This is a genomic window from Arthrobacter sp. PTI12 (assembly GCF_056679915.1).
Map to the genome: position 1 here is coordinate 2112068 of NZ_CM155256.1, position 19488 is coordinate 2131555.

Annotated in this window: 16 protein-coding genes and 1 tRNA gene; 11 read left to right on the forward strand and 6 right to left on the reverse strand. The window is 63.5% G+C overall.

Annotated features, from left to right (window positions below; genetic code table 11):
- Positions 1 to 2 precede the first annotated feature (2 nt).
- Positions 3 to 2609, reverse strand: a complete 2607-nt coding sequence (pepN, locus tag AC1MBU_RS10155) for an aminopeptidase N (protein ID WP_479787133.1) — start codon at positions 2607 to 2609, stop codon at positions 3 to 5.
- 118 nt (positions 2610 to 2727) lie between these two features.
- Between pepN and AC1MBU_RS10160 the strand changes: the two genes are divergently transcribed.
- Genes AC1MBU_RS10160 through AC1MBU_RS10170 form a run of 3 tightly spaced genes read left to right on the forward strand, consistent with a single transcriptional unit; the run spans position 2728 to position 6102 of the window.
- Positions 2728 to 4335 (forward strand): circularly permuted type 2 ATP-grasp protein, encoded by a 1608-nt coding sequence (locus AC1MBU_RS10160; protein WP_479787135.1) that lies wholly within the window; start codon positions 2728 to 2730, stop codon positions 4333 to 4335.
- On the forward strand, positions 4328 to 5254 hold the full coding sequence (locus AC1MBU_RS10165; protein WP_277357154.1) for an alpha-E domain-containing protein: 927 nt from the start codon (positions 4328 to 4330) through the stop codon (positions 5252 to 5254). The genes AC1MBU_RS10160 and AC1MBU_RS10165 overlap by 8 nt, the downstream gene beginning before the upstream one ends.
- Positions 5251 to 6102 carry a transglutaminase family protein gene (locus AC1MBU_RS10170; RefSeq protein ID WP_346028277.1) on the forward strand — a complete coding sequence of 284 codons (852 nt, stop codon included), beginning with the start codon at positions 5251 to 5253 and terminating at the stop codon, positions 6100 to 6102. Before AC1MBU_RS10165 ends, AC1MBU_RS10170 begins: the two co-directional genes overlap by 4 nt.
- A gap of 90 nt (positions 6103 to 6192) precedes the next feature.
- Here the strand turns inward: AC1MBU_RS10170 and AC1MBU_RS10175 are convergent, their stop codons facing one another.
- Positions 6193 to 7377 carry a glucose-1-phosphate adenylyltransferase gene (locus AC1MBU_RS10175; protein WP_479789766.1) on the reverse strand — a complete coding sequence of 395 codons (1185 nt, stop codon included), beginning with the start codon at positions 7375 to 7377 and terminating at the stop codon, positions 6193 to 6195.
- Positions 7378 to 7518: 141 nt separating this feature from the next.
- Here AC1MBU_RS10175 and glgA point away from each other — a divergent pair, with 141 nt between their 5' ends.
- Positions 7519 to 8712 (forward strand): glycogen synthase, encoded by a 1194-nt coding sequence (glgA, locus tag AC1MBU_RS10180; protein ID WP_277357152.1) that lies wholly within the window; start codon positions 7519 to 7521, stop codon positions 8710 to 8712.
- On the opposite strand, the gene AC1MBU_RS10185 is transcribed toward glgA, so the two are convergent.
- Both AC1MBU_RS10185 and AC1MBU_RS10190 read right to left on the reverse strand, forming a co-directional pair.
- Positions 8709 to 10796 (reverse strand): acyl-CoA dehydrogenase family protein, encoded by a 2088-nt coding sequence (locus AC1MBU_RS10185; protein ID WP_277357151.1) that lies wholly within the window; start codon positions 10794 to 10796, stop codon positions 8709 to 8711. The genes glgA and AC1MBU_RS10185 overlap by 4 nt on opposite strands.
- Positions 10793 to 11494 (reverse strand): TetR/AcrR family transcriptional regulator, encoded by a 702-nt coding sequence (locus tag AC1MBU_RS10190; RefSeq protein ID WP_479787142.1) that lies wholly within the window; start codon positions 11492 to 11494, stop codon positions 10793 to 10795. Before AC1MBU_RS10190 ends, AC1MBU_RS10185 begins: the two co-directional genes overlap by 4 nt.
- A gap of 206 nt (positions 11495 to 11700) precedes the next feature.
- Between AC1MBU_RS10190 and AC1MBU_RS10195 the strand changes: the two genes are divergently transcribed.
- The 6 genes from AC1MBU_RS10195 to AC1MBU_RS10220 all read left to right on the forward strand — a co-directional run bounded on the left by AC1MBU_RS10195 (position 11701) and on the right by AC1MBU_RS10220 (position 17847).
- A complete protein-coding gene (locus AC1MBU_RS10195) occupies positions 11701 to 12963 on the forward strand; it encodes an acetyl-CoA C-acetyltransferase (RefSeq protein ID WP_471673575.1) in 1263 nt (420 codons plus the stop codon).
- A 2-nt stretch (positions 12964 to 12965) separates the two neighbouring features.
- Positions 12966 to 14306: a 3-oxoacyl-ACP reductase gene (locus AC1MBU_RS10200; protein ID WP_277357149.1), complete on the forward strand. Its 1341-nt coding sequence runs from the start codon at positions 12966 to 12968 to the stop codon at positions 14304 to 14306.
- On the forward strand, positions 14306 to 15229 hold the full coding sequence (locus tag AC1MBU_RS10205; protein WP_277357148.1) for a MaoC family dehydratase: 924 nt from the start codon (positions 14306 to 14308) through the stop codon (positions 15227 to 15229). The genes AC1MBU_RS10200 and AC1MBU_RS10205 overlap by 1 nt, the downstream gene beginning before the upstream one ends.
- A 156-nt stretch (positions 15230 to 15385) precedes the next feature.
- Complete coding sequence (locus AC1MBU_RS10210; protein WP_277357147.1) at positions 15386 to 16351, forward strand: trypsin-like serine peptidase; 966 nt, start codon at positions 15386 to 15388, stop codon at positions 16349 to 16351.
- Positions 16352 to 16452: 101 nt separating this feature from the next.
- Positions 16453 to 17691 carry a kynureninase gene (locus AC1MBU_RS10215; RefSeq protein ID WP_479787145.1) on the forward strand — a complete coding sequence of 413 codons (1239 nt, stop codon included), beginning with the start codon at positions 16453 to 16455 and terminating at the stop codon, positions 17689 to 17691.
- Between the two features lie 72 nt (positions 17692 to 17763).
- Positions 17764 to 17847 (forward strand) — tRNA-Leu (locus tag AC1MBU_RS10220).
- Between the two features lie 149 nt (positions 17848 to 17996).
- Here AC1MBU_RS10220 and AC1MBU_RS10225 read toward each other — a convergent pair.
- Positions 17997 to 18314, reverse strand: a complete 318-nt coding sequence (locus AC1MBU_RS10225; protein ID WP_277357145.1) for a hypothetical protein — start codon at positions 18312 to 18314, stop codon at positions 17997 to 17999.
- A 224-nt stretch (positions 18315 to 18538) separates the two neighbouring features.
- Here AC1MBU_RS10225 and AC1MBU_RS10230 point away from each other — a divergent pair, with 224 nt between their 5' ends.
- Entirely contained in the window at positions 18539 to 18781 is a 243-nt protein-coding gene (locus AC1MBU_RS10230) for a hypothetical protein (protein ID WP_479787147.1), read from the forward strand.
- A 58-nt stretch (positions 18782 to 18839) separates the two neighbouring features.
- Here AC1MBU_RS10230 and AC1MBU_RS10235 read toward each other — a convergent pair whose 3' ends face one another.
- On the reverse strand, positions 18840 to 19442 hold the full coding sequence (locus tag AC1MBU_RS10235) for a DUF6318 family protein (RefSeq protein ID WP_277357143.1): 603 nt from the start codon (positions 19440 to 19442) through the stop codon (positions 18840 to 18842).
- Positions 19443 to 19488 lie beyond the last annotated feature (46 nt).

Below are 19488 nucleotides of genomic sequence, written 5' to 3' on the forward strand. Positions count from 1 at the left end.
CGTCAGCCCGCGGCCTGTTGAGCCCGCAACGCGCGCAGCAGGTGGTCGCGTTCCTCCACCACGATCCTCCGGAGGGATTGAGGTGACCCCGCGTGTTCATCCAGCCAGGAATCTGTCAGCACCAGCACCGGATGGTCTTCAGGAACAGATCCCTCGGCGAGGTCCTGATCGCCGGGATACAGTCCACGCACAATCCTTGCCGACATTTCAATCGGCAGCTCCCGCCATACCCTCTCAATCTCCTGGAAATAGGCATCGACATACGGTTCACGCAGTTCCGACGGTCCTTGCTGGAAACCGACCATGGTGGCGCTGAGCAATTCGTTGGACAACCGATCACCGAAGACGGCCTCCTTCCACGCTCTGGCCTTGACGGCAGCGTCCGGGAACGACGTGCACGCCGTCGTGAAGCCGGTTCGGCCCGATGCAGTGCGGTCACGCTGGAGGGCGGCTTCGAGTTCATCAACCGTGGCAAGGTTCTGCGCCGCCAACGCCTGCCACAGCTGCCAGGTGAGTTCGTCGTCGATCACCAAACCGTCAACAGTCTCCGTGCCTTCCAGCAGGCCGCGCACCAGGGGCGCATGGGTTGCTGTCTTCCGGGCGGTTGCGGCCAGCGCCCGTGCCCAGACCAGCTGATGATCAGAACCGGGTGTGGCGGCTTCCAGCCCGCGGAGCAGGAAGCGCGTGAAGCGCTCGCGCAGAGCCATCCGTGCCGGGACCGGAGCATAGTGTTCGACGGCGTGCCGGGCGTTCTGAAGCAGCTGCTGGAGAATCCCTACGCCCTCCTCGGCCGGCGCTGTCCTCCCGACCGCCTCCACGTAGTCGTCTGCGCTGAGAATGCCGTCACGAGTCGAGGACCACAATGCAGCCAGGCATACAGCCCTCGCCAGGGGTTCCTCCAGCCGGTCCGCGGAGGACAGAAGCGTTGCGAGGGAGCGATCATCGAAGACGAGCTTTGCATAGGTCAGGTCATCGTCGTTGATGAGCAGCAGATCGGGCTGTGCGCTGCCGATGAGTTCGGGAATCTCCGTGCGGTCCCCGTCCAGCAGGACATCGTGGGAGGCGGTGCGGAGCAGCCTGCCGTTCGGATCAAGCGAGTAGAGCCCTAAACGGACGCTGTGCGGGCGGGGAGCAGGTGTTGAACTCACGGGGTCGAGCGCCTGCTGGAGGATCGCCAGGGAGGTATAGACGCCGTCGTCGTCGGTTTCCACCTGAGCGGCAAGCTGCGGAACTCCAGAGGTCTGCAGCCACCGCTGTGCCCAGTCCGACATGTCCCTGCCCGAGGCTTCACTGAGAGCTCCCAGCAGGTCATCGAGGGTGGTGTTCGAGAAGGCGTGCTTGCGGAAGTAGGACCGTGCCGCGGACGCAAAAGCTTCGAAACCGGCGTAGGCCACGAGCTGCTTCAGGACCGAGGCACCCTTGGCATAGGTGATGCCGTCGAAATTGAGCTTCGCGGCTTCCAGGTCCACGATGTCCGCGACGATCGGGTGGGTGGAAGGCAGCTGATCCTGCAGGTAGGCCCAGGCCTTGCGCCGGGTGGCGAAGGTGACCCACGAGGTCGGCGAATCCAACGCCTCCGCTACCGCGAGCGCTCCCGAGAAGTCAGCGAAAGATTCCTTCAGCCACAAATCATCCCACCAGGTCATCGTCACGAGATCGCCGAACCACATATGCGCCATCTCATGCATGATCGTATTGTCCCGCGCCTCGTACTGCGCGTGCGTGGCCCTCGACTGGAACACATAGGACTCGGTGAAGGTCACCAGACCGGGGTTTTCCATGGCGCCGAGGTTGTATTCGGGCACAAAGGCCTGATCGTATTTCCCGAAAGGGTAGGGGTACTGGAACAGGTCGTGGAAGTAGGTGAGTCCCCGGCGCGTGGTGTCGAAGATCCGCGCCGCATCGAGGTGCGCGCTGAGCGACCGGCGGCAGAACAGGGACAAGGGAATGGTCAGCACCTCTCCGGCGTCCAGAATGCCGGTCCATTCGTCAGTCACGGATTCGTATGGACCGGCCAGGACCGTCGTGATGTAGGTCGAGATGCGCATGGTGGGCGCGAAGTGCCAGGTCGCGGAGCCGTCGTCGTGCTGGTCGCGGCTGGTCTCGGCGCCGTTCGATGCGACGGTCCACCGCTCCGGGGCGCGAACGTGGAAGCTGAAGGACGCCTTGAGGTCGGGCTGTTCGAAACAGGCGAAGACACGGCGGGCGTCGGCTGGCTCATACTGGGTGTACAGGTACGTCTCACCGTCGGCGGGATCCTCGAAGCGGTGCATACCCTCGCCGCTGCGGCTGTACAGCGCCGTACCGTCCACGATCACGGTGTTCTGCTCAGCAAGCTGGGGGAGCATGATGCGCGCGCCGTCAACAACCTGCTCTGGATCCAGAACCGCACCGTTGAGCGTGACGGATTGCACCCTGGCGGGAATGAAGTCGAGGAAAGTGTCGGCACCGGGGGAGGAACAGTCGAACGTCACAACTGTCCGCGATGAGAACCCGGTACTGCCGGCATCCTCCGCGGCGCTTACATCCAGCGTGATGTCATAGCTGGAGACGGTGATGATTGCTGACCGGTCCGCCGCCTCATCGCGGCGCAGATTCTCGTTGTGCACCGGCCTATTCAACCATGATCGGTGCGGCCAGCCGCGATGGCTGTCGAGGGCACGACGGCGCGCAGCCGGTCCGTGGCGCCGGTAGGTAAACACGTCCGATACATGGCAATGTGGAGCCATGTCCGAGCTCTTTGAAGACTACGCAACCGTCGCACGCCGCACCGTCGCTTACGACGAGATGTTCGACGACGCCAATCAACCGCGCTCTGAATACAGACCCGTGGCTGCCGCCCTTGAAGAACTCAACCTGGCCGATGTGACCGCCCGGGCGGACTCGATGGCGCGGACGTTCCTCGATCGCGGAGTCACCTTCGATTTTGCGGGGGAGGAGCGACCCTTCCCGCTTGATATCGTGCCTCGCGTCATAGCCGGGTCCGACTGGGACTCACTTGAACGCGGCGTGACGCAGCGGGTACACGCACTCGAAGCCTTCCTCAACGACATCTACGACAAGATGAGCGTCGTGACCGACGGCGTCATTCCCCGCCGCCTGATCACTTCCTCGGCGCACTTCCACCGGGAGGTGGCCGGCTTCGATCCGGCCGGAGGGGTGCGCGTGCATATTTCCGGAATCGACGTGGTGCGGGACGCCGAAGGCACTTTCCGCGTCCTCGAGGACAATGTGAGGGTCCCCAGCGGCGTCAGCTACGTGCTGGAGAACCGCCGGGCCATGGCAAAGGGGCTGCCCGAGGCCTTCGGCCAGCAGCACATCCGTCCGGTCGAGGAATACCCGCGCCGTCTGCTTGCAGCGCTGCGAAAAACAGCGCCGCCCGGAGCGGAGGACCCCACCGTCGTCGTGCTCACGCCCGGCGTGTTCAACTCGGCGTACTTCGAACACACCCTGCTCGCCGGGCTTATGGGCGTGGAGCTCGTCGAGGGACGGGACCTCATCTGCCGGAGCAACCGGGTTTACATGCGGACGACGGCCGGGGAACAGCGCGTGGATGTGATCTACAAGCGCATCGACGATGAATTTCTCGACCCGTTGCAGTTCCGGGCGGATTCGGTGCTCGGTTGTCCCGGGATCGTCAACGCGGCGCGGGCAGGCACTGTGACCATCGCTAACGCGGTAGGAAACGGTGTGGCCGATGACAAGCTCGTTTACACCTACGTGCCGGACCTGATCCGCTACTACCTCAATGAGGAGCCGATCATCGCCAACGTTGACACCTTCCGGCTGGAGGAACCAGTTGCCCGGGAGGAAGTGCTGGACCGGCTCGACGAGCTGGTGGTGAAGCCCGTGGACGGATCGGGCGGCAAGGGTCTGGTGATTGGTCCTGATGCGACGGCGGACGAGCTTGCCGCACTCCGGAACCGGATTCTGGCCGATCCCCGGGGCTGGATTGCGCAGCCTGTCCTGCAGCTCTCCACCGTGCCCACAATGTCCGGCGGTCAGTTCGGTCCCCGCCATGTTGATCTTCGTCCGTTTGCGGTGAATGACGGTGAGAACGTGTGGGTCCTGCCCGGAGGGTTGACCCGGGTAGCCATGAAGGAGGGCTCACTGATCGTGAACTCCAGCCAGGGAGGCGGATCGAAGGATACCTGGGTGGTCGACGGCCAGTCAGACAGCGCGCCCGTCCGTCCCGAAGCCGCTCCGGTGACCGAGCGGGTCAGTGTGTGGCCCGTTGAGACGGGGTGGCGGGACCGGCAACCCGAACAACAGCAACAGCAGTTGCATGGGCTCCATCAGAACAGCGGTGAAGGAGAGGTGCACAACAATGCTTAGCCGGATTGCCGAGTCGCTGTTCTGGATCGGCAGGTACGTTGAGCGGGCTGACGGCACCGCCCGTATCCTCGATGTTCACCTTGAACGGCTGAACCAGATGCCTCGTCCCGTTCAGCGGGACGTCTCGCGGCAGCTGCTCGGAGTTATGGGCAGCAAACCTGAGTCTGATGACTTCGGCCTGCCTGATCTCATCGAGGCACTCGCCTTCGATCGCAGCAGCGCTACTTCCATCGCCGGAGCCCTCGGCGCTGCACGGGAGAACGCGCGTCGGGCCCGGGAAACGGTGTCCGGAAGCGTATGGGAGGGGCTCAACACCACCTGGTACGGACTAACGCAGCATCGGAAAGACGTAGTCGGGACCTACCGCTTCTGCCACTGGGTCATCGAACGCACCGCCATGGTGCGCGGTCTCTCGGACACCACCATGAGCCACGATGAGAGCTGGCAGTTCCTGGTGCTCGGGCGCAGTCTTGAACGGGCAGACATGACTGCCCGGATGCTCTCCACGCGTGACGTTCACGCATCCGGCCTGTCGTGGGTGAACATGCTCCGCTGCGCCGGCGCGTACGAGTCGTTCCTGAGAACCCGGCGCGCATCCTTCGGCGAACAGCACGCGGCTCAGTTCCTCCTGCTGGACCGGCTGTTTCCGCGTTCGATCGTCTACGCCCTGAGTGATGCCGAGAAGTGCCTCGCGAACCTGAACCCGGCCTACCAGCGCGTCGGCTTCATCAATGACGCCAGCAGGATCGTGGGCCAGGCCCGCACCTTCCTTGAGTTCCATCAGACGGACGACCTCATGCTGGAGCTGCCCGAGCATATGGAAAGAGTCCAGAAGGCGTGTGCGCGTGCCTCTGATGCCGTCTCACGCACGTATTTCTCGCAGGCAGCGGAACTGTCCTGGGTAGGGGAGGTCTCATGAGCCGCTTGCTGATTGAACACCGGACCGGCTACGACTATCTGCGCCGTGTGTCGCTGTCCTACAACGAAGCGCGCATGACCCCGCTGACAGATTCTCAGCAGGTGGTGCTCGAATCAACGGTCACCCTCAATCCGTCCGGTGCATCAATGGCCACCTACCGTGACTACTGGGGTACCCGTGTGACGTCGTTCGATGTCCACGTGCCCCACGACCGGCTGGAAGTGTCGGCGCGGACCCTCGTGGAAGTCAGCCGCACTGAACGCATTCCAGCTCCGGAGGAAGTGGTGAGCTGGCAGCACCTGCGCTCCGACGAAGTTGTGAACGATTACGCTGACTGGCTTCCGGACACGCCTCTGACGGAACCCGATGCTGAAATCCGCTCGCTGGTCCGGGATGTCGTCGGCGGCGAGGACCCCCATGCCGCCGCGCACTCCGTTTTTGATTGGCTCAAGGGCGAGATGAAGTACGTGCAGGGCGTTACAGGTGTGCAGTCCAACGCCCGTGATGCCTGGTCCGAGCGCCAGGGGGTTTGTCAGGACCTTGCTCACGTCGCGATCGGCGCACTGCGCAGCCTCGGTATTCCCGCCCGGTACATTTCGGGATACCTGCACCCGCGCAGGACGGCGGCAGTCGGTGAGGCGGTGGCGGGACAGTCCCATGCCTGGGTCGAGTGGTGGGACGGCGAGTGGCGCGGCTGGGACCCGACCAACAGCGGCCCCGTCAGCGACTTCCATGTGTCTGTGGCGCGGGGCCGTGACTACCGCGATGTCTCGCCTCTGAAGGGCATCCTCTCGGGCGGCGGTGGGTCCTCACTCAACGTGACGGTGGAAATCACCCGCGTAGCCTGACGGTGGGCTGCGGGGTAAACGGACCGCGGCCCACCGCCGCGCTGCGGGGTAAACGGACCGCGGCCCACCGCCGCGCTGCGCAATCTCCCGTTACCTCTCGACTACCTGCCCCTTGCTGAGAATTGTCAGTCCGGACTCCGTCACCGTGAATCCGCGGCTGATATCCAGTTCGCGGTCCACGCCGATCTTGGCACCGGGGGGAATGTGGACGTTCTTGTCGATAATCGCCTTCCGGACAACCGCTCCTGAACCAATCGCCACGTGATCGAGCAGGACGGAGCCCGTCACATCGGCTCCCTCGTCGACGAAAACGTCCGTGGCCAGGACCGATCCCTGCACCGCACCACCGGAAATGACGACGCCGTTCGAAACGATCGAATCGTGCGCGACACCTGAAACGCCGCTCGCGCTCCGGACAAACTTGGCGGGCGGGGAAATGCTCTGCCGGGTGTAGATCGGCCACTCGAGGTTGTACAGATTGAACAACGGGAGCGGGGTGATGAGATCCATGGTGGCGTCATAGTAGGAATCCAGCGTGCCGACATCGCGCCAGTACTGGCTGTCCCGATCGGTCGATCCGGGAATCTCGTTGGTGGTGAAGTCATACACAGCGGCATCTCCACGCTCCACGAAGTGGGGGATGATGTCCCCGCCCATGTCGTGTTTGGTGTTGAGGCGTGCGGCGTCAACCTCGAGGGCTTCGATCAGGGCGTCCGTATTGAAGACGTAGTTGCCCATGGACGCCAGGAAGCTGTTGGGGTCATCGGGAAGTCCGGGCGTTGTCTCGGGCTTCTCGACGAAAGCCGAGATGCGGCCGGGATCATTGGAATCGACTTCGATGACGCCGAACTGGTTAGCGAGATGAAGCGGCTGCCGCACAGCTGCGACGCTCACCGACGCCCCGCTGCGCTGATGCGCTTGCACCATCTGCTCGAAGTCCATCCGGTAGACGTGGTCCGCTCCGATGACGACGACGATGTCCGGCCGCGCGTCATGGATCAGGTTGAGAGACTGGTAAATGGCGTTGGCACTGCCCAGGAACCAGCTCTTGCCGCGCCGCTGCTGCGCGGGCACGGAGGCGATGTACTGCTGCAACTGGGTGGACATGCGCCAGGTCTCGGAAATGTGCCGGTCCAGGCTGTGCGACTTGTACTGGGTGAGCACCACAATCTGGAGATAGCCGGAGTTGACCACATTGGACAGCGCGAAATCGATGAGCCGGTAACTGCCGGCAAAAGGAACCGCAGGTTTGGCCCGGTCCGCCGTGAGCGGCATGAGCCGCTTTCCTTCGCCGCCTGCCAGTACCACCGCAAGCACTTTCTTGACTGCCACGGGTAACCCCTTCCGCTCGTCCTTGAGTATGACCACGTTCGACTCACACTAGAGGACTCGCCCGCCCTGCACTACGTTGTAGTTGTGCGAATAGACATTGTGACAAAGGAGTTCCCGCCCGAGATCTACGGCGGCGCAGGCGTTCACGTAGCGGAATTGGCTCGCGTGCTCGCCGGGCGCGTCGATTTAGCCGTGCACTGTTTCGGCGCAGAACGTCCAGCGGACTATCACGGCGCCCGCGTGAGCACCTACGGCGTCCCTGACGGGCTGACGGATGCAAATGCGGCGGTGCAGACCCTGGGCACGGATCTGTCCATCCTGCAGGGCATCAGCGGTTCGGACCTGGTGCACTCCCACACCTGGTATGCCAATATGGCGGGCCACCTCGCCTCGCTCCTGCACGGCATCCCGCACGTGCTCAGTGCACACAGCCTGGAACCGTTGCGTCCGTGGAAGGCCGAGCAGCTCGGCGGCGGCTATGCGCTTTCGTCCTGGGTGGAGAAAACAGCATATGAGTCTGCTGCGGCGGTGATCGCGGTTTCCGACGGCATGCGTCAGGACATTCTGCGCTGCTACCCGGAGGTTGATCCTGCCCGAGTGCAGGTTGTGCACAACGGGATTGACACCAAAGCGTGGATTGCAGACCGCAATGACGACGCCGTCCGTGCGCTGGGAATCGACCCAGACCGTCCCAGCGTGGTTTTCGTGGGCAGGAACACCCGTCAGAAGGGTGTTCCGTACCTGCTGCGCGCTGCTGCGAAGCTGGCAGCAGACGTGCAGTTGGTGCTGTGCCTGGGAGCGGCAGATACGCCGGAACTTGCCGCCGAGACCGCCCGCCTGATCGACGATCTGCGTGCGCAGCGCGGTTCAGTGATCCTGATTGAGCGGATGCTCCCGCGGAATGAGCTGGTCCAGGTACTCAGCCACGCAACCGTCTTCGCCTGCCCCTCAATCTATGAGCCGCTCGGCATTGTGAATCTTGAGGCGATGGCTTGCGGTGCTGCGGTGGTAGCGAGCGCAACAGGCGGCATCCCCGAAGTGGTGGACGACGGCGTAACGGGCGTACTCGTGCCCCTCGAGCAGGTTCAGGACGGAACAGGAACCCCACTTGATCCAGAGGGGTTCGTGAATGACTTTGCGCAGGCACTCAACGCGCTGGTTGCCGATCCGGAACGCGCCCGCGCCATGGGAGGGCGCGGACGCATCCGGGCGGAGGAGCACTTTTCCTGGGACTCTATTGCAGAGTCCACGCTGAGTGTTTACCGATCGGTTCTCTAGCGGGTTTGAGCTTTGCGCGCGATCAGGATCTTCTCGTCCAGCGGCGCATCATGGCTGGCTCGCTGGATCCGTGCGTAGGCGCGGGATTCCTCCTGCCGCTCACGCTCGGCCCCCGTTGCGATGGCCGCCCGCAGATGCTCAGGGCCGTACCCGAACGCGTTGACCAGATCGACGGCGTGCGGCCGCAGCTTCAGGAGCAGCCGGTTGATGTACGGGCCGAGGGTGCGGGCGCGCTGGGCTGACAGCCGGCCGTTCATCAGGTACCAGCCGAGGTTGTCCTCGATGAGGCACAGCCCAAACAGGTCACGGAGCCAGGTGAGTACCTGCCGCGTTCCTGCATCCTCGGTCTTGGCGAGCGCCGCTGTGAACGCCTCCCACTGCAGAAGTTCGGCGTGCGCGCGTGCAGCCTGTATCAGTTCCTGCTGATGCTGGTTGAAGATTTTGGCGGCCTTCGCCGGCGGAAGCTTGCGCGCGCCCCGGAGCTCTCCGGCGAGTTCGCCGACCATGGTGTCAACGCGGCCGCACAGCAGCTCGTGCTGTGTTCCCTCGTCCCTCAGGGCAATGGCGGATTTTCGCTCCGAACCGGTGTCAACGACCGTCTGCAACACTCGCCGCAGGCCCGTTCGGTGAAGGGTCCGGTCTGCTGCCTGAGTTGCGACGAAGCGCGCGAGGACCCCAAAGTCAACTCCCTGGAATTCCTTGGCATAGTCAGCGAGGAGCCGCTTGGCCACGAGTTGCAGGAGCACGTTGTTGTCGCCCTCGAAGGTGGTGTAGACATCGAGATCTGCCCGCAGCGAGGTGTACCGGTTCTCGGTGAGGAAGCCTGCCCCTCCGCTGGCTTCCCGGCATTCCTGCAGCGTGTCCAAAGCGTGCCAGGTGGAGAGCGGCTTCAGCGCTGCAGCGAGGGTTTCCAGGTCCTGGCGGTCTTCGTCGGTGTCATGTTCACCGGAGAACACACCGTCGAACTTCGCCAGCAGCTCCTCGTGTGCAAAGGATGCGGCATAGGTGGTTGCCAGGCGGGGGAAGAGCCGACGCTGGTGCAGCTGATAGTCGAGGAGTACTTCCTCGGACAACTCGGAGGTAGTGCTGAACTGGCGCCGTTCCACCGAATACTGGATCGCAGTCTTCATGGCCAGCTTGCTGGCGGCTACGGCAGCGCCGTCGAGTGAAACGCGACCCTGAACGAGGGTTCCAAGCATGGTGAAGAAGCGGCGGCCTGGAGATTCGATCGGCGAGGTGTAGGTTCCGTCCGCTGCGACATTCCCATAGCGGTTCAGGAGGTTCTCCCGGGGAACCCGCACCTGCGTGAAGTGGAGCCGTCCGTTGTCTATGCCATTCAGACCGCCCTTCAGCCCGTCGTCCTCGCCGCCGATCCCGTCCAGAAAGTTTCCTTTCTCATCCCGCAGGGGAACGTACAGGGCGTGCACGCCGTGATTTACTCCGCGGGTGATCAGTTGCGCGAAGACAACTGCTGCTTTTCCATCGCTGGCCGCGTTGCCGATGTAGTCCTTCCACGCTGCACGGAACGGCGTATGGAGGATGAACTCTTCGCTCTCCGGGTGGAAGGTGGCAGTGGTAGCGATGCTGGAGACATCTGATCCGTGCCCGGTCTCCGTCATGGCGAAGCACCCGGGGATTTCCATGTTCATGATGCCTGGGAGCCACCGATGGTGGTGATCCTCGGTTCCGAGGTGCAGCACTGCGGCCCCGAACAGGCCCCACTGGACACCTGCCTTGATCTGGAGAGAGGGGTCGGCAACCACCAGTTCTTCAAAGCCGGCGACATTCCCTCCGTGGTCATCCGACCCGCCCAACTCCGTGGGGAACGCCCGGTGCACCGCTTTGTTCTGAACCAGAAGGTGAAGCTGGTCCAGACAGCGTGCGCGGTGCTCCGCACAGGATGCGCCCTCAGCCTTATGCAGCGACGGATCAGCTGCGAGCGCGCGTGCAGCGCGGCGGGAGTCGGCCCACCGGCCGAGCAACTGCTCGCCCAACGCTGCAACGTCAACGACGGCGGCGTCGTCGTCGTGGATTGGAAGGGTCGCGGGGACCGAGAATTCGGGACGCGTTGCGGTCTGGGTCATGATTCGTCCTTCGAACGTGGATTGCGGCGGGAGGTATGGGCAAGGGGTGCGCTCGGCACGGCGGCAGCGATGCCATCAAAGAGCCAGGCAGTAATGGAGTTTGCGAGGTCAGGCTCAGTGGGCCGGGCCGGGCCGGGAGGCGTCGACAACCATTGTTCGCCCGCGGCACGGACCATTCCGATGGCGGCGCGGGGCCAAAGAGCCAGCGGTTGTGGAATAGCTGCCGCCGGCGGTTCTTGGGCGAGGTATTCCTCCATGGGGCTGGCGAGCATGACCGAGATGGCGTCGAAGAAGGAGCTGAGCGTGGGCGACGCGTCCAACGTCGACGCCGAATCCGGTGTTGGCTGGGTCACGAAAACATAGACGCTCGGCGAGGATGAAGCCATCTGCAGGTACGCAGAAACCATTGCCCGCAGACCGTCCCTCGGCGTGCTGGCCTTCCGCGCGGCTTCGATGAGGTGTTCCTGCATGCGACCCACCACAACCTCGCCCATTGCACGCTGCAGACCTGCTTTGTCTCCGAAATAACGGTAGAAGACGGATTTTGAGGTATCTGCCGCCGAAGCGATGTCCTCCATGGAAGCGCCCGGACCGATCCTGTGGACTGCCTTGCGCGCAGTCCTGATCAGCTCCGCGCGGCGGGCTTCGCGATGTTTTGACCACCTGCTGGAACGTCCGTCCGCGGTGGGGCGTCTCATGGGCGCCATGATCTGATTCACGATACCCAGCGTATCAGGTACGCTGGGTATCGATAACTGAGGTGTTGCCCGCGAGAGATCAGAGGTTTGATCCTGCAGCCGCTTCCACCCTTCAAGTCCAAGGAGCAGCAGTGAGTACTCTTCCCGACCAGCAGAACGCCACACCCCAGAGCAGCAGTGGTCAACGCGGCGCGCGGAGCGCCGTCGTGATTGGAGGCAATCGCATCCCATTTGCCCGCTCGGGTGGACCATACGCGCAGGCGTCCAACCAGGAGATGCTGACGGCCGCTCTGGACGGCTTGGTGGCGCGTTTTGGGCTACAGGGGGAGCGAGTCGGAGAGGTTGCTGCAGGCGCCGTCCTCAAGCACTCCCGGGACTTCAACCTGACCCGCGAGGCGGTGCTGGGATCAGCCCTCGCCGCAGACACGCCGGCTTATGACGTGCAGCAAGCGTGCGCCACCGGCCTCGAGACGGTGATTGGGCTCTCCAACAAGATCAAGCTCGGACAAATCGAATCAGGCATTGCCGGTGGAGTAGATTCGGCTTCAGACGCGCCCGTAGCGGTGAGCGAGGGCCTGCGACGGGTATTGCTTGAACTTGCGCGCGCACGGTCTACCCCGCAAAAACTTGCTGCACTGCGTAAACTCCGTCCCGTCGATCTCAAGCCGAATGCCCCGACAACGGCGGAGCCCCGCACCGGCCTGTCCATGGGGGAGCACCAGGCAATCACTACCTCGCGCTGGAACATCAGCAGGCAGGCCCAGGACGAGTTGGCGCTGGCAAGCCACGCCAACATGGCCGCTGCCTATGACCGCGGGTTCTTCGACGACCTCGTCACGCCCTTCCGCGGGGTCTCGAGGGACGGAAACCTGCGCGCTGACACCTCCCTTGAAAAGCTGGGATCGCTCAAGCCGGTATTCGGCCGGAACCTGACCGGGGAGGCCACCATGACCGCCGGTAATTCCACCCCGCTGACAGATGGTGCGGCGGCGGTACTCCTGGGCTCCGAGGATTATGCGCGCAAACACAATCTGCCCATGCTGGCGAACGTTGTGGACGCTGAAGCGGCCGCCGTTGACTTTGTGCACGGCAAGGAGGGGCTCCTGATGGCGCCGGTCTACGCAATGCCGCGCCTGCTGCAACGCAACGACATGACGTTCGACGACTTCGACTTCTTCGAAATTCACGAAGCCTTCGCCAGCACCGTGCTGAGCAGCCTCGCCGCCTGGGAGGACGAGGATTTCTGCCGCACCCAGCTCGGTCTTTCCGGTGCGCTCGGAACAGTGGACCGCACCAAACTCAACGTCAACGGTTCTTCGCTGGCCGCGGGTCATCCGTTCGCAGCGACCGGAGCACGCATTGTCGCTTCGCTGGCTAAGTCCCTCGCCGAGAAGGGCTCGGGACGCGGTCTGATCTCGGTCTGTGCTGCGGGGGGCCAAGGCGTCGTGGCTATTCTGGAGGCGCGCTGACCATGACGGACACCTATCTCAACCTGGTCAACGCCCAGCCTCTCAGCAGGATCGCGAAGGCCGCCGGTCTGCCGCGGCCGGTCCCGCTCCGCCGTTACGCTCCAGATGCGCCGCTCGTGCCGGGGCCGGTTTTGGTGCTGGGCCGCTCCCGCAGCACGCAGGACATGGCTGCAACACTGCTCGAGTGGAACCTGGACGTCCGTCGGCACCTCCGGCCAAAGGAGAAGTTTGGCGCGGCCGTCGTTGTGCTTGATGATTTAGCACACCCCGGCGAGCTGTCGGAGGTCTTCCTCGAACTCGGCCACGGACTGCGGAACCTGCTTCCAGGCGGGCGCATCGTCACAATCTCCCGGCCCGTCACCTCCGAAATCTCCCCCCAGACCGCTGCCGCCCGGCAGGCCGTCGACGGGACGCTGCGCAGTCTGGCGAAGGAACTGCGGGGAGGAGCGACCGCTAACGGGATCCTCCTTGGTGAGGGTGTGAATACAGACGCACCCAGCGTCCGAGGGACACTCGAGTTCCTGCTCTCCGGCAAAAGCGCCTATGTGGACGGGCAGTTCATCGCAGTAGGGTCGGATCACGGCGCGCCGCCCAAGTCTGCAGAACTGCCACTCGCCGGCCGCACGGCTGTAGTGACCGGGGCCGCACGCGGGATTGGTGCGGAGATTGTCCGTGTCCTCCGACGCGACGGTGCGCACATCATCGCCGTGGACGTACCGGCGGCGGGGGAGCAGCTGGCGCAGGTAGCCAACCACGCCGGCGGCACGGCTCTGCAGGTTGATGTCACCGCTCCTGACGCCGCCGAGCGAATCCTTCGGCACGCTGCCACCCGGTACGGCGGACTCGACATCATGGTACATAACGCAGGCATCACCAGAGACCGGCTGCTCGCCAACATGGACCAGGCTCGATGGAGCTCCGTGCTCGCTGTCAATGTTGAGTCCCAGCTCCGCATCAATGAAAAGTTGCTCAGTTCGGACCACTTCAACAGCAACGGCAGCATTGTGTGTCTGGCCTCCACCAGCGGGATCGCCGGCAATCGGGGCCAGACAAACTATGCAGCGTCCAAGGCAGGCGTGATCGGCATGGTTCGCGCCACTGCCGATGCCCTGGCGGGCTCCGGGCGCACCATCAACGCCGTCGCACCGGGATTCATCGAGACGGACATGACGGCGAGAATTCCCTTCGCCACCCGCGAGGTGGCACGGCGCCTGAGCAGCCTGCAGCAGGGTGGGCTCCCCCTGGACGTAGCCGAAGCGGTCTCATTCCTCGCCTCGACCAATGCCGCCGGAATCAACGGTCAGGTCCTGCGTGTCTGCGGACAGAACCTGGTAGGTGCCTGATGGATCGCCGCTTGGACGCTCCTCCGAAGCTGCCGACGCTCTACGCTGCGGCGCTGGCGCGTCAGGCAAGGAACGCGCTGCGCAGGCCCGCGCCCACGGACCCGTTGCCGACAGAGCGACACAGGGTTGACAACGTCACGGCCACGCAGGAGAAGCTTGACGCTTTCCAGCGCCTGATGGGCCGCCCGCAAGCAGAGTTCCTCCCGTCAGGGTATCTCCACACCCTCGCGTTCCCGGTGGCGGTCAGCGTTCTTGCCAGGCCGGACTTTCCGCTTCCGCTGCTCGGTATGATCCACCTCAGTAACGACATCCACCACCTGCGTCCGATTTCGCTCAGCGAACGCCTGAGTGTCACCGCCTGGGTCGAAAATCTGTTGCCGCATCACAGCGGCGCCCAGGTGGACGTCTTGGTTGACATCAAGACTGACTCCGAATCCGTCTGGAGAGGCAGGTCCACCTATCTGGCGAAGGGCGTCAAGGCGAACGGGCCGGCGGGTACGGCCGTGCCGTCCGCGGGCGAGCGCCGGACCGAACAACTACCGGAATTTCACACCCGCCAGTGGGCACTGGCGAGCGACATCGGGCGGCGTTACGCGAGCGTCTCGGGTGACTACAACCCTATCCATCTGAGTGGGATCTCGGCGCGGGCAAGTGGTATGAAGCGGCCTATTGCCCATGGCATGTACCTGGCCTCGCGCATGGCGGCAGAGATGGGCCCCGGGGACGCAACACCCTTCCGCTGGACAGTTGAGTTCAGGGCTCCGGTCACCCTGCCCTCAAGGGTATTCCTGTCGGCGGGCATGGACAGGTCAGTAACGGCCCAGTGGCAAGGGGCCGAAGTGACCGCCTGGGATCCGCGTCGTCGTCGTAAGCATTTTTCCGGTCGAATGGAAAGGCTGGGAGACAGCGCAGGCGAGGAATAATTGCATGACCCTCCTTCAATGTCCAGAGGGACGGCCTGATTCGCCATCAGTTTCAACCCAGATGGTCTCCTGGTCTGTGATCGGCCTTTCGAACAGTGCAGACTCCAGAAGTCAGCTACCGCTGACGGTTCACCACTGATCGAAACGAGGAATTTCGTGAATTCACGAGGTTTGAAGGCAGCCGTTCTCGCAGCATCGACGCTGATGGCTACGGCACTGATGACCGGCGGGGCGGCCCAGGCCGCTCCGCAGACGCCGCTGAAGGCGCCGGCGGCCACCATCTCCCATGCACAGACCGACTCCCAGGATGCGCTTGAGGCGTACTGGACCCCGGAGCGGATGAAGAACGCAAAGCCAGGCAACACCATCAACTCACAGGGCTGGGGGGAGCAGGGCCGCTCCATCATGCCGAAGGCAGGCGCGGATGCCCTCGCTGCACCACAGCCCAAGGCAGCACCGGTCAAGCGTGCAGGTAGCCCTGCACCGGTGTCGCATATCGGGAAGGTCTTCTTCACGCTCGGCGGCCAGAACTACGTCTGCTCGGCCAATTCGGTTCAGAGCTTCAATCAAAGCACCGTTGCCACCGCCGGGCACTGCACCTATGACATCAACGCCGGCTGGGCAAGCAAGTTCGTGTTCGTGCCCGCCTACAGCAACGGGTCTGCTCCATACGGCATGTGGTCGGCAACGTCGCTGCATTCCACCAGCGAATGGATCTCCCGCAACGACATCAGCTACGACGGCGCCTTCGCCGTTGTAGCGCCGTTGAACGGGCGCACGCTGGCCGCCACCGTGGGTGCGTCGAGGATCGGCTTCAACCTCGCCCGCGGTCTCACCTACACCGCCTACGGTTATCCCGCAGCTGCTCCCTTCAACGGGGAATCCCTGAAGAACTGCTATGGCACCGCCTCACGCGACCGGATCGGCGGCACACAGTCCCAGGGCATCCCGTGTGACATGACCGGCGGGTCTTCCGGCGGGCCCTGGTTCATCGGATCGGGCTCGTCCGGCACACAGAACTCCGTGAACAGCTTCGGCTACAACACCCAGAAGAACGTCATGTACGGACCGTACTTCGGAAGCTCCATCCAGAGCGCGTACACCAACGCGTCCAACCGCTAGCGCACAACGCTTACCGGTCCGGAAAGGCCGGCTCCACCTCACGCGGTGGGGCCGGCTTTCGCGTCACCGGTGAGCCGGTGTTGCGCACCTACACTGATTGCATGACGAACGACTCCCTGCTTGCCCGTGCCCGCACTCTTGATGCGGAGGACCCCGTGGCCTCCTGCCGCGCGCTCTTTGAAGGCCACGACGACGATGCTATTGCGGCCTATCTGGACGGAAATTCGCTCGGGCGCCCGCTGAGGGCAACCACGGAGCACCTACCTGAGTTTGTGCGGAAACAGTGGGGCGGCAGGCTCATCCGTGGCTGGGACGAGGAGTGGCTGCAGCTTCCCCAGAGAATAGGGGACCGCATCGGGCGGGTTGTGCTAGGTGCGGCGGACGGCGAGTGTGTCGTCGCCGATTCCACGAGCGTCCTGCTGTACAAGGTCATTCGAGCAGCACTCGCCGCTCGCCCGGGCCGGACGGGCATAGTGATCGAACGGGACAACTTCCCCACTGACCGCTTCATCGTCGAAGGAATCGCAGCCGACCGCGGCCTGGCGGTTCACTGGGTGGAGGCAGCATACGACGCTGGTCCCACCCCCGAGGAAGTGGCAGGCGCACTCGGCCCGGACACCGCCGTCGTCGTCCTCAGCCACGTTGCCTACCGGTCGGCCCACATCGCCGACATGGAAGCGATCACCCGGCTTGTGCACGAGGCTGGAGCGCTGATTGTGTGGGACCTAAGCCATTCTGTGGGGTCGGTGCCTGTGCGGTTGGACGCCTGTGGGGCGGACTTCGCGGTCGGTTGCAGCTACAAATACCTCAACGGCGGGCCTGGTGCACCTGCCTGGGCTTACGTGGCCCGGCGGCACCTCGCTGATCTCGTCCAGCCCATTCAGGGCTGGCTGGGAAGTGCCGATCCGTTCGGGATGGGTTCGAGCTACCAGCCGGCGGATGGAATCCGCCGCATGATCTCGGGGACGCCACCGATCCTCGGGATGCTTGCGCTGCAGGACATGCTCGACCTCATCGAGGGTGTGGGTATCGAAGCCGTTCGAGCCAAATCGGTGAAGCTGACCTCCTTCGCCATCGAAGCAGTCGACGAACTGATGGGTCCAGCCGGAGTGAATGTTGCATCGCCCCGTGATGCTGCGCAGCGCGGCAGCCACATAACCATTGACCATGAGTCTTTCAGAACGGTGCTGCCCGGGCTGTGGAAGGACGGCGTCATTCCCGATTTCCGCAGCCCCGATGGACTCCGTCTGGGCCTGTCCCCGCTGTCCACCTCATTCGAAGAGACGTTGATTGGTATCCGCGCGATCGCGGACCGGCTTCCCGCGAAGGTACTCGATTAAACTCTTGGGCCATGCTCGTGTTAGAGTTTTTCTCGCTGCTTTCGAGGGTTTTGAGCCTCGAAATCACCACCTGCGCGGGTGGCGGAATGGCAGACGCGCTAGCTTGAGGTGCTAGTCCTCTTATTGAGGGTGGGGGTTCAAGTCCCCCTCCGCGCACAATAAAAACCCCGGATTTCCGGGGTTTTTTTGTGCCCTCGACCACGTTGATGCTGTCGCCAAACCCATCGCATGGGTTCGGCTGGGCTGCGCACTTCGCCGGCCAGGCGCGGACGCGGGCCTCCGGGAGGAATCAGGAGCGCCGCTGTCTAAGGGCAAGGGTCACCGGACGAATACCCCTGCACTCCGTGTCGCGCACCTTGATACGTGCCAGCGTTGTGCTGAAACTTCTCGCCATCGGGCAACTCACTGTAGGTACGCGGTCTACTCAGGTCCTTGTGGCGGGCCAACAGTCCCAGGAGGGTCACCACAGCCCCGGCTGCGATCAGGAGCGATCCCGCGACGACGGCCGCTATGCCCAGGGCGTCGCTCTTACCTTCGATGACATCGGCGAATGGAAGTAGCGAGGCGGTCAGACCTACCACAATCGATAGTCCGCCGGTGCTGAGCAGTTTGGTGTGAGACATCATTTTCCCCCCCGGTTGGATACTCCATTGAAGCATCGGTATGGGATGCATCACAGGTGCGGTGCGCTCAAACTTCGCCAGTCGGGCGGTGTCTCAGGAACACTGGGAGGCAGGATAGACACCCTCGATGGGCGCACCGGAATCACTGATAGGGCATCTGCTGCGAGTACCTTGTGCTTACAGTGGGCGGGTGGTCCGCCCGAATACGTGATGAGAGGTTATCGATGAGCCAGGAGTGGTACCGGAACTTTGACAAGCGGATGTCGCTCTCCATCTCCAACTCGTGGCGAAAGCATAATGAGGCCGCTGGAAAACGTCAGATCCTCGGGGGGTCCGTCTTCGCCCTGATTGGCATCTGCCTGCTCGTCGCAGGTGTGAGCCGGTATGTTGACGTGGCCTACAGGGACGGAAGCAGTGGTCTCGCGGTGGCGTTCTTCCTCTTGATCACAGCTCTTGGATCTGGTTAAACGGCAGCACCCGCTCCTGTCGAAGGCAGGGAGCGGGTGCGTAACGCGTGGACGGGTCCTACTCAGTGGCAGGAAGTTCCGCGTCCGGCGTCTCCTCGAGGTAGGTGGCCTTCCAGGCACCATCGGAGTACACCACGGTGGCGGAGTACATTGAACCGGCAGGATCGAAGGGGCGAGTCTCCTCCACGTCGCCGGCCTCATTGAACTCGGTGTAGGCATCCGGATTAACCGGAATCATCGCGTCAACCTCGACACCTTCCGCCACCTCCTCGGCGGCGGTCGTGATGAGGATTTGCTTCACCTTGGGCTGCCCGCCCAGAATCCAGCCGCCGTCGTCGTAAATGCCCTTGATTGTTTCTGCATTGGCAACCGCTGCCTCAGCACCGTCCAGCGAGGCGAGCAGTGCCTCCACATCGCCAGTCTGCTGGGCATAGGACTTGAGCTGGAAAACGTGGTGCAGAAAAGCCTTGGCGCCGTCAGCGGTGGGTTCGCCCATGAGGTCATTGACAGAAGGCTCGGCGATGTTCTGTGCAGGTGCGGTTGAGCTTGCCGCCGTGGGCGCCGCGTTGGATCCGGTGGCGGCAGAGTCGGTGGACTCCCCGCAACCGGTGAGCACAGCGAGGGCGACGGCGGCGGTGGCCGCAATCTTGATGGTCTTCATGATCTCCCCAGAAAGGTAAGTGATGCGCCCGAAGTGGCGTCGACGC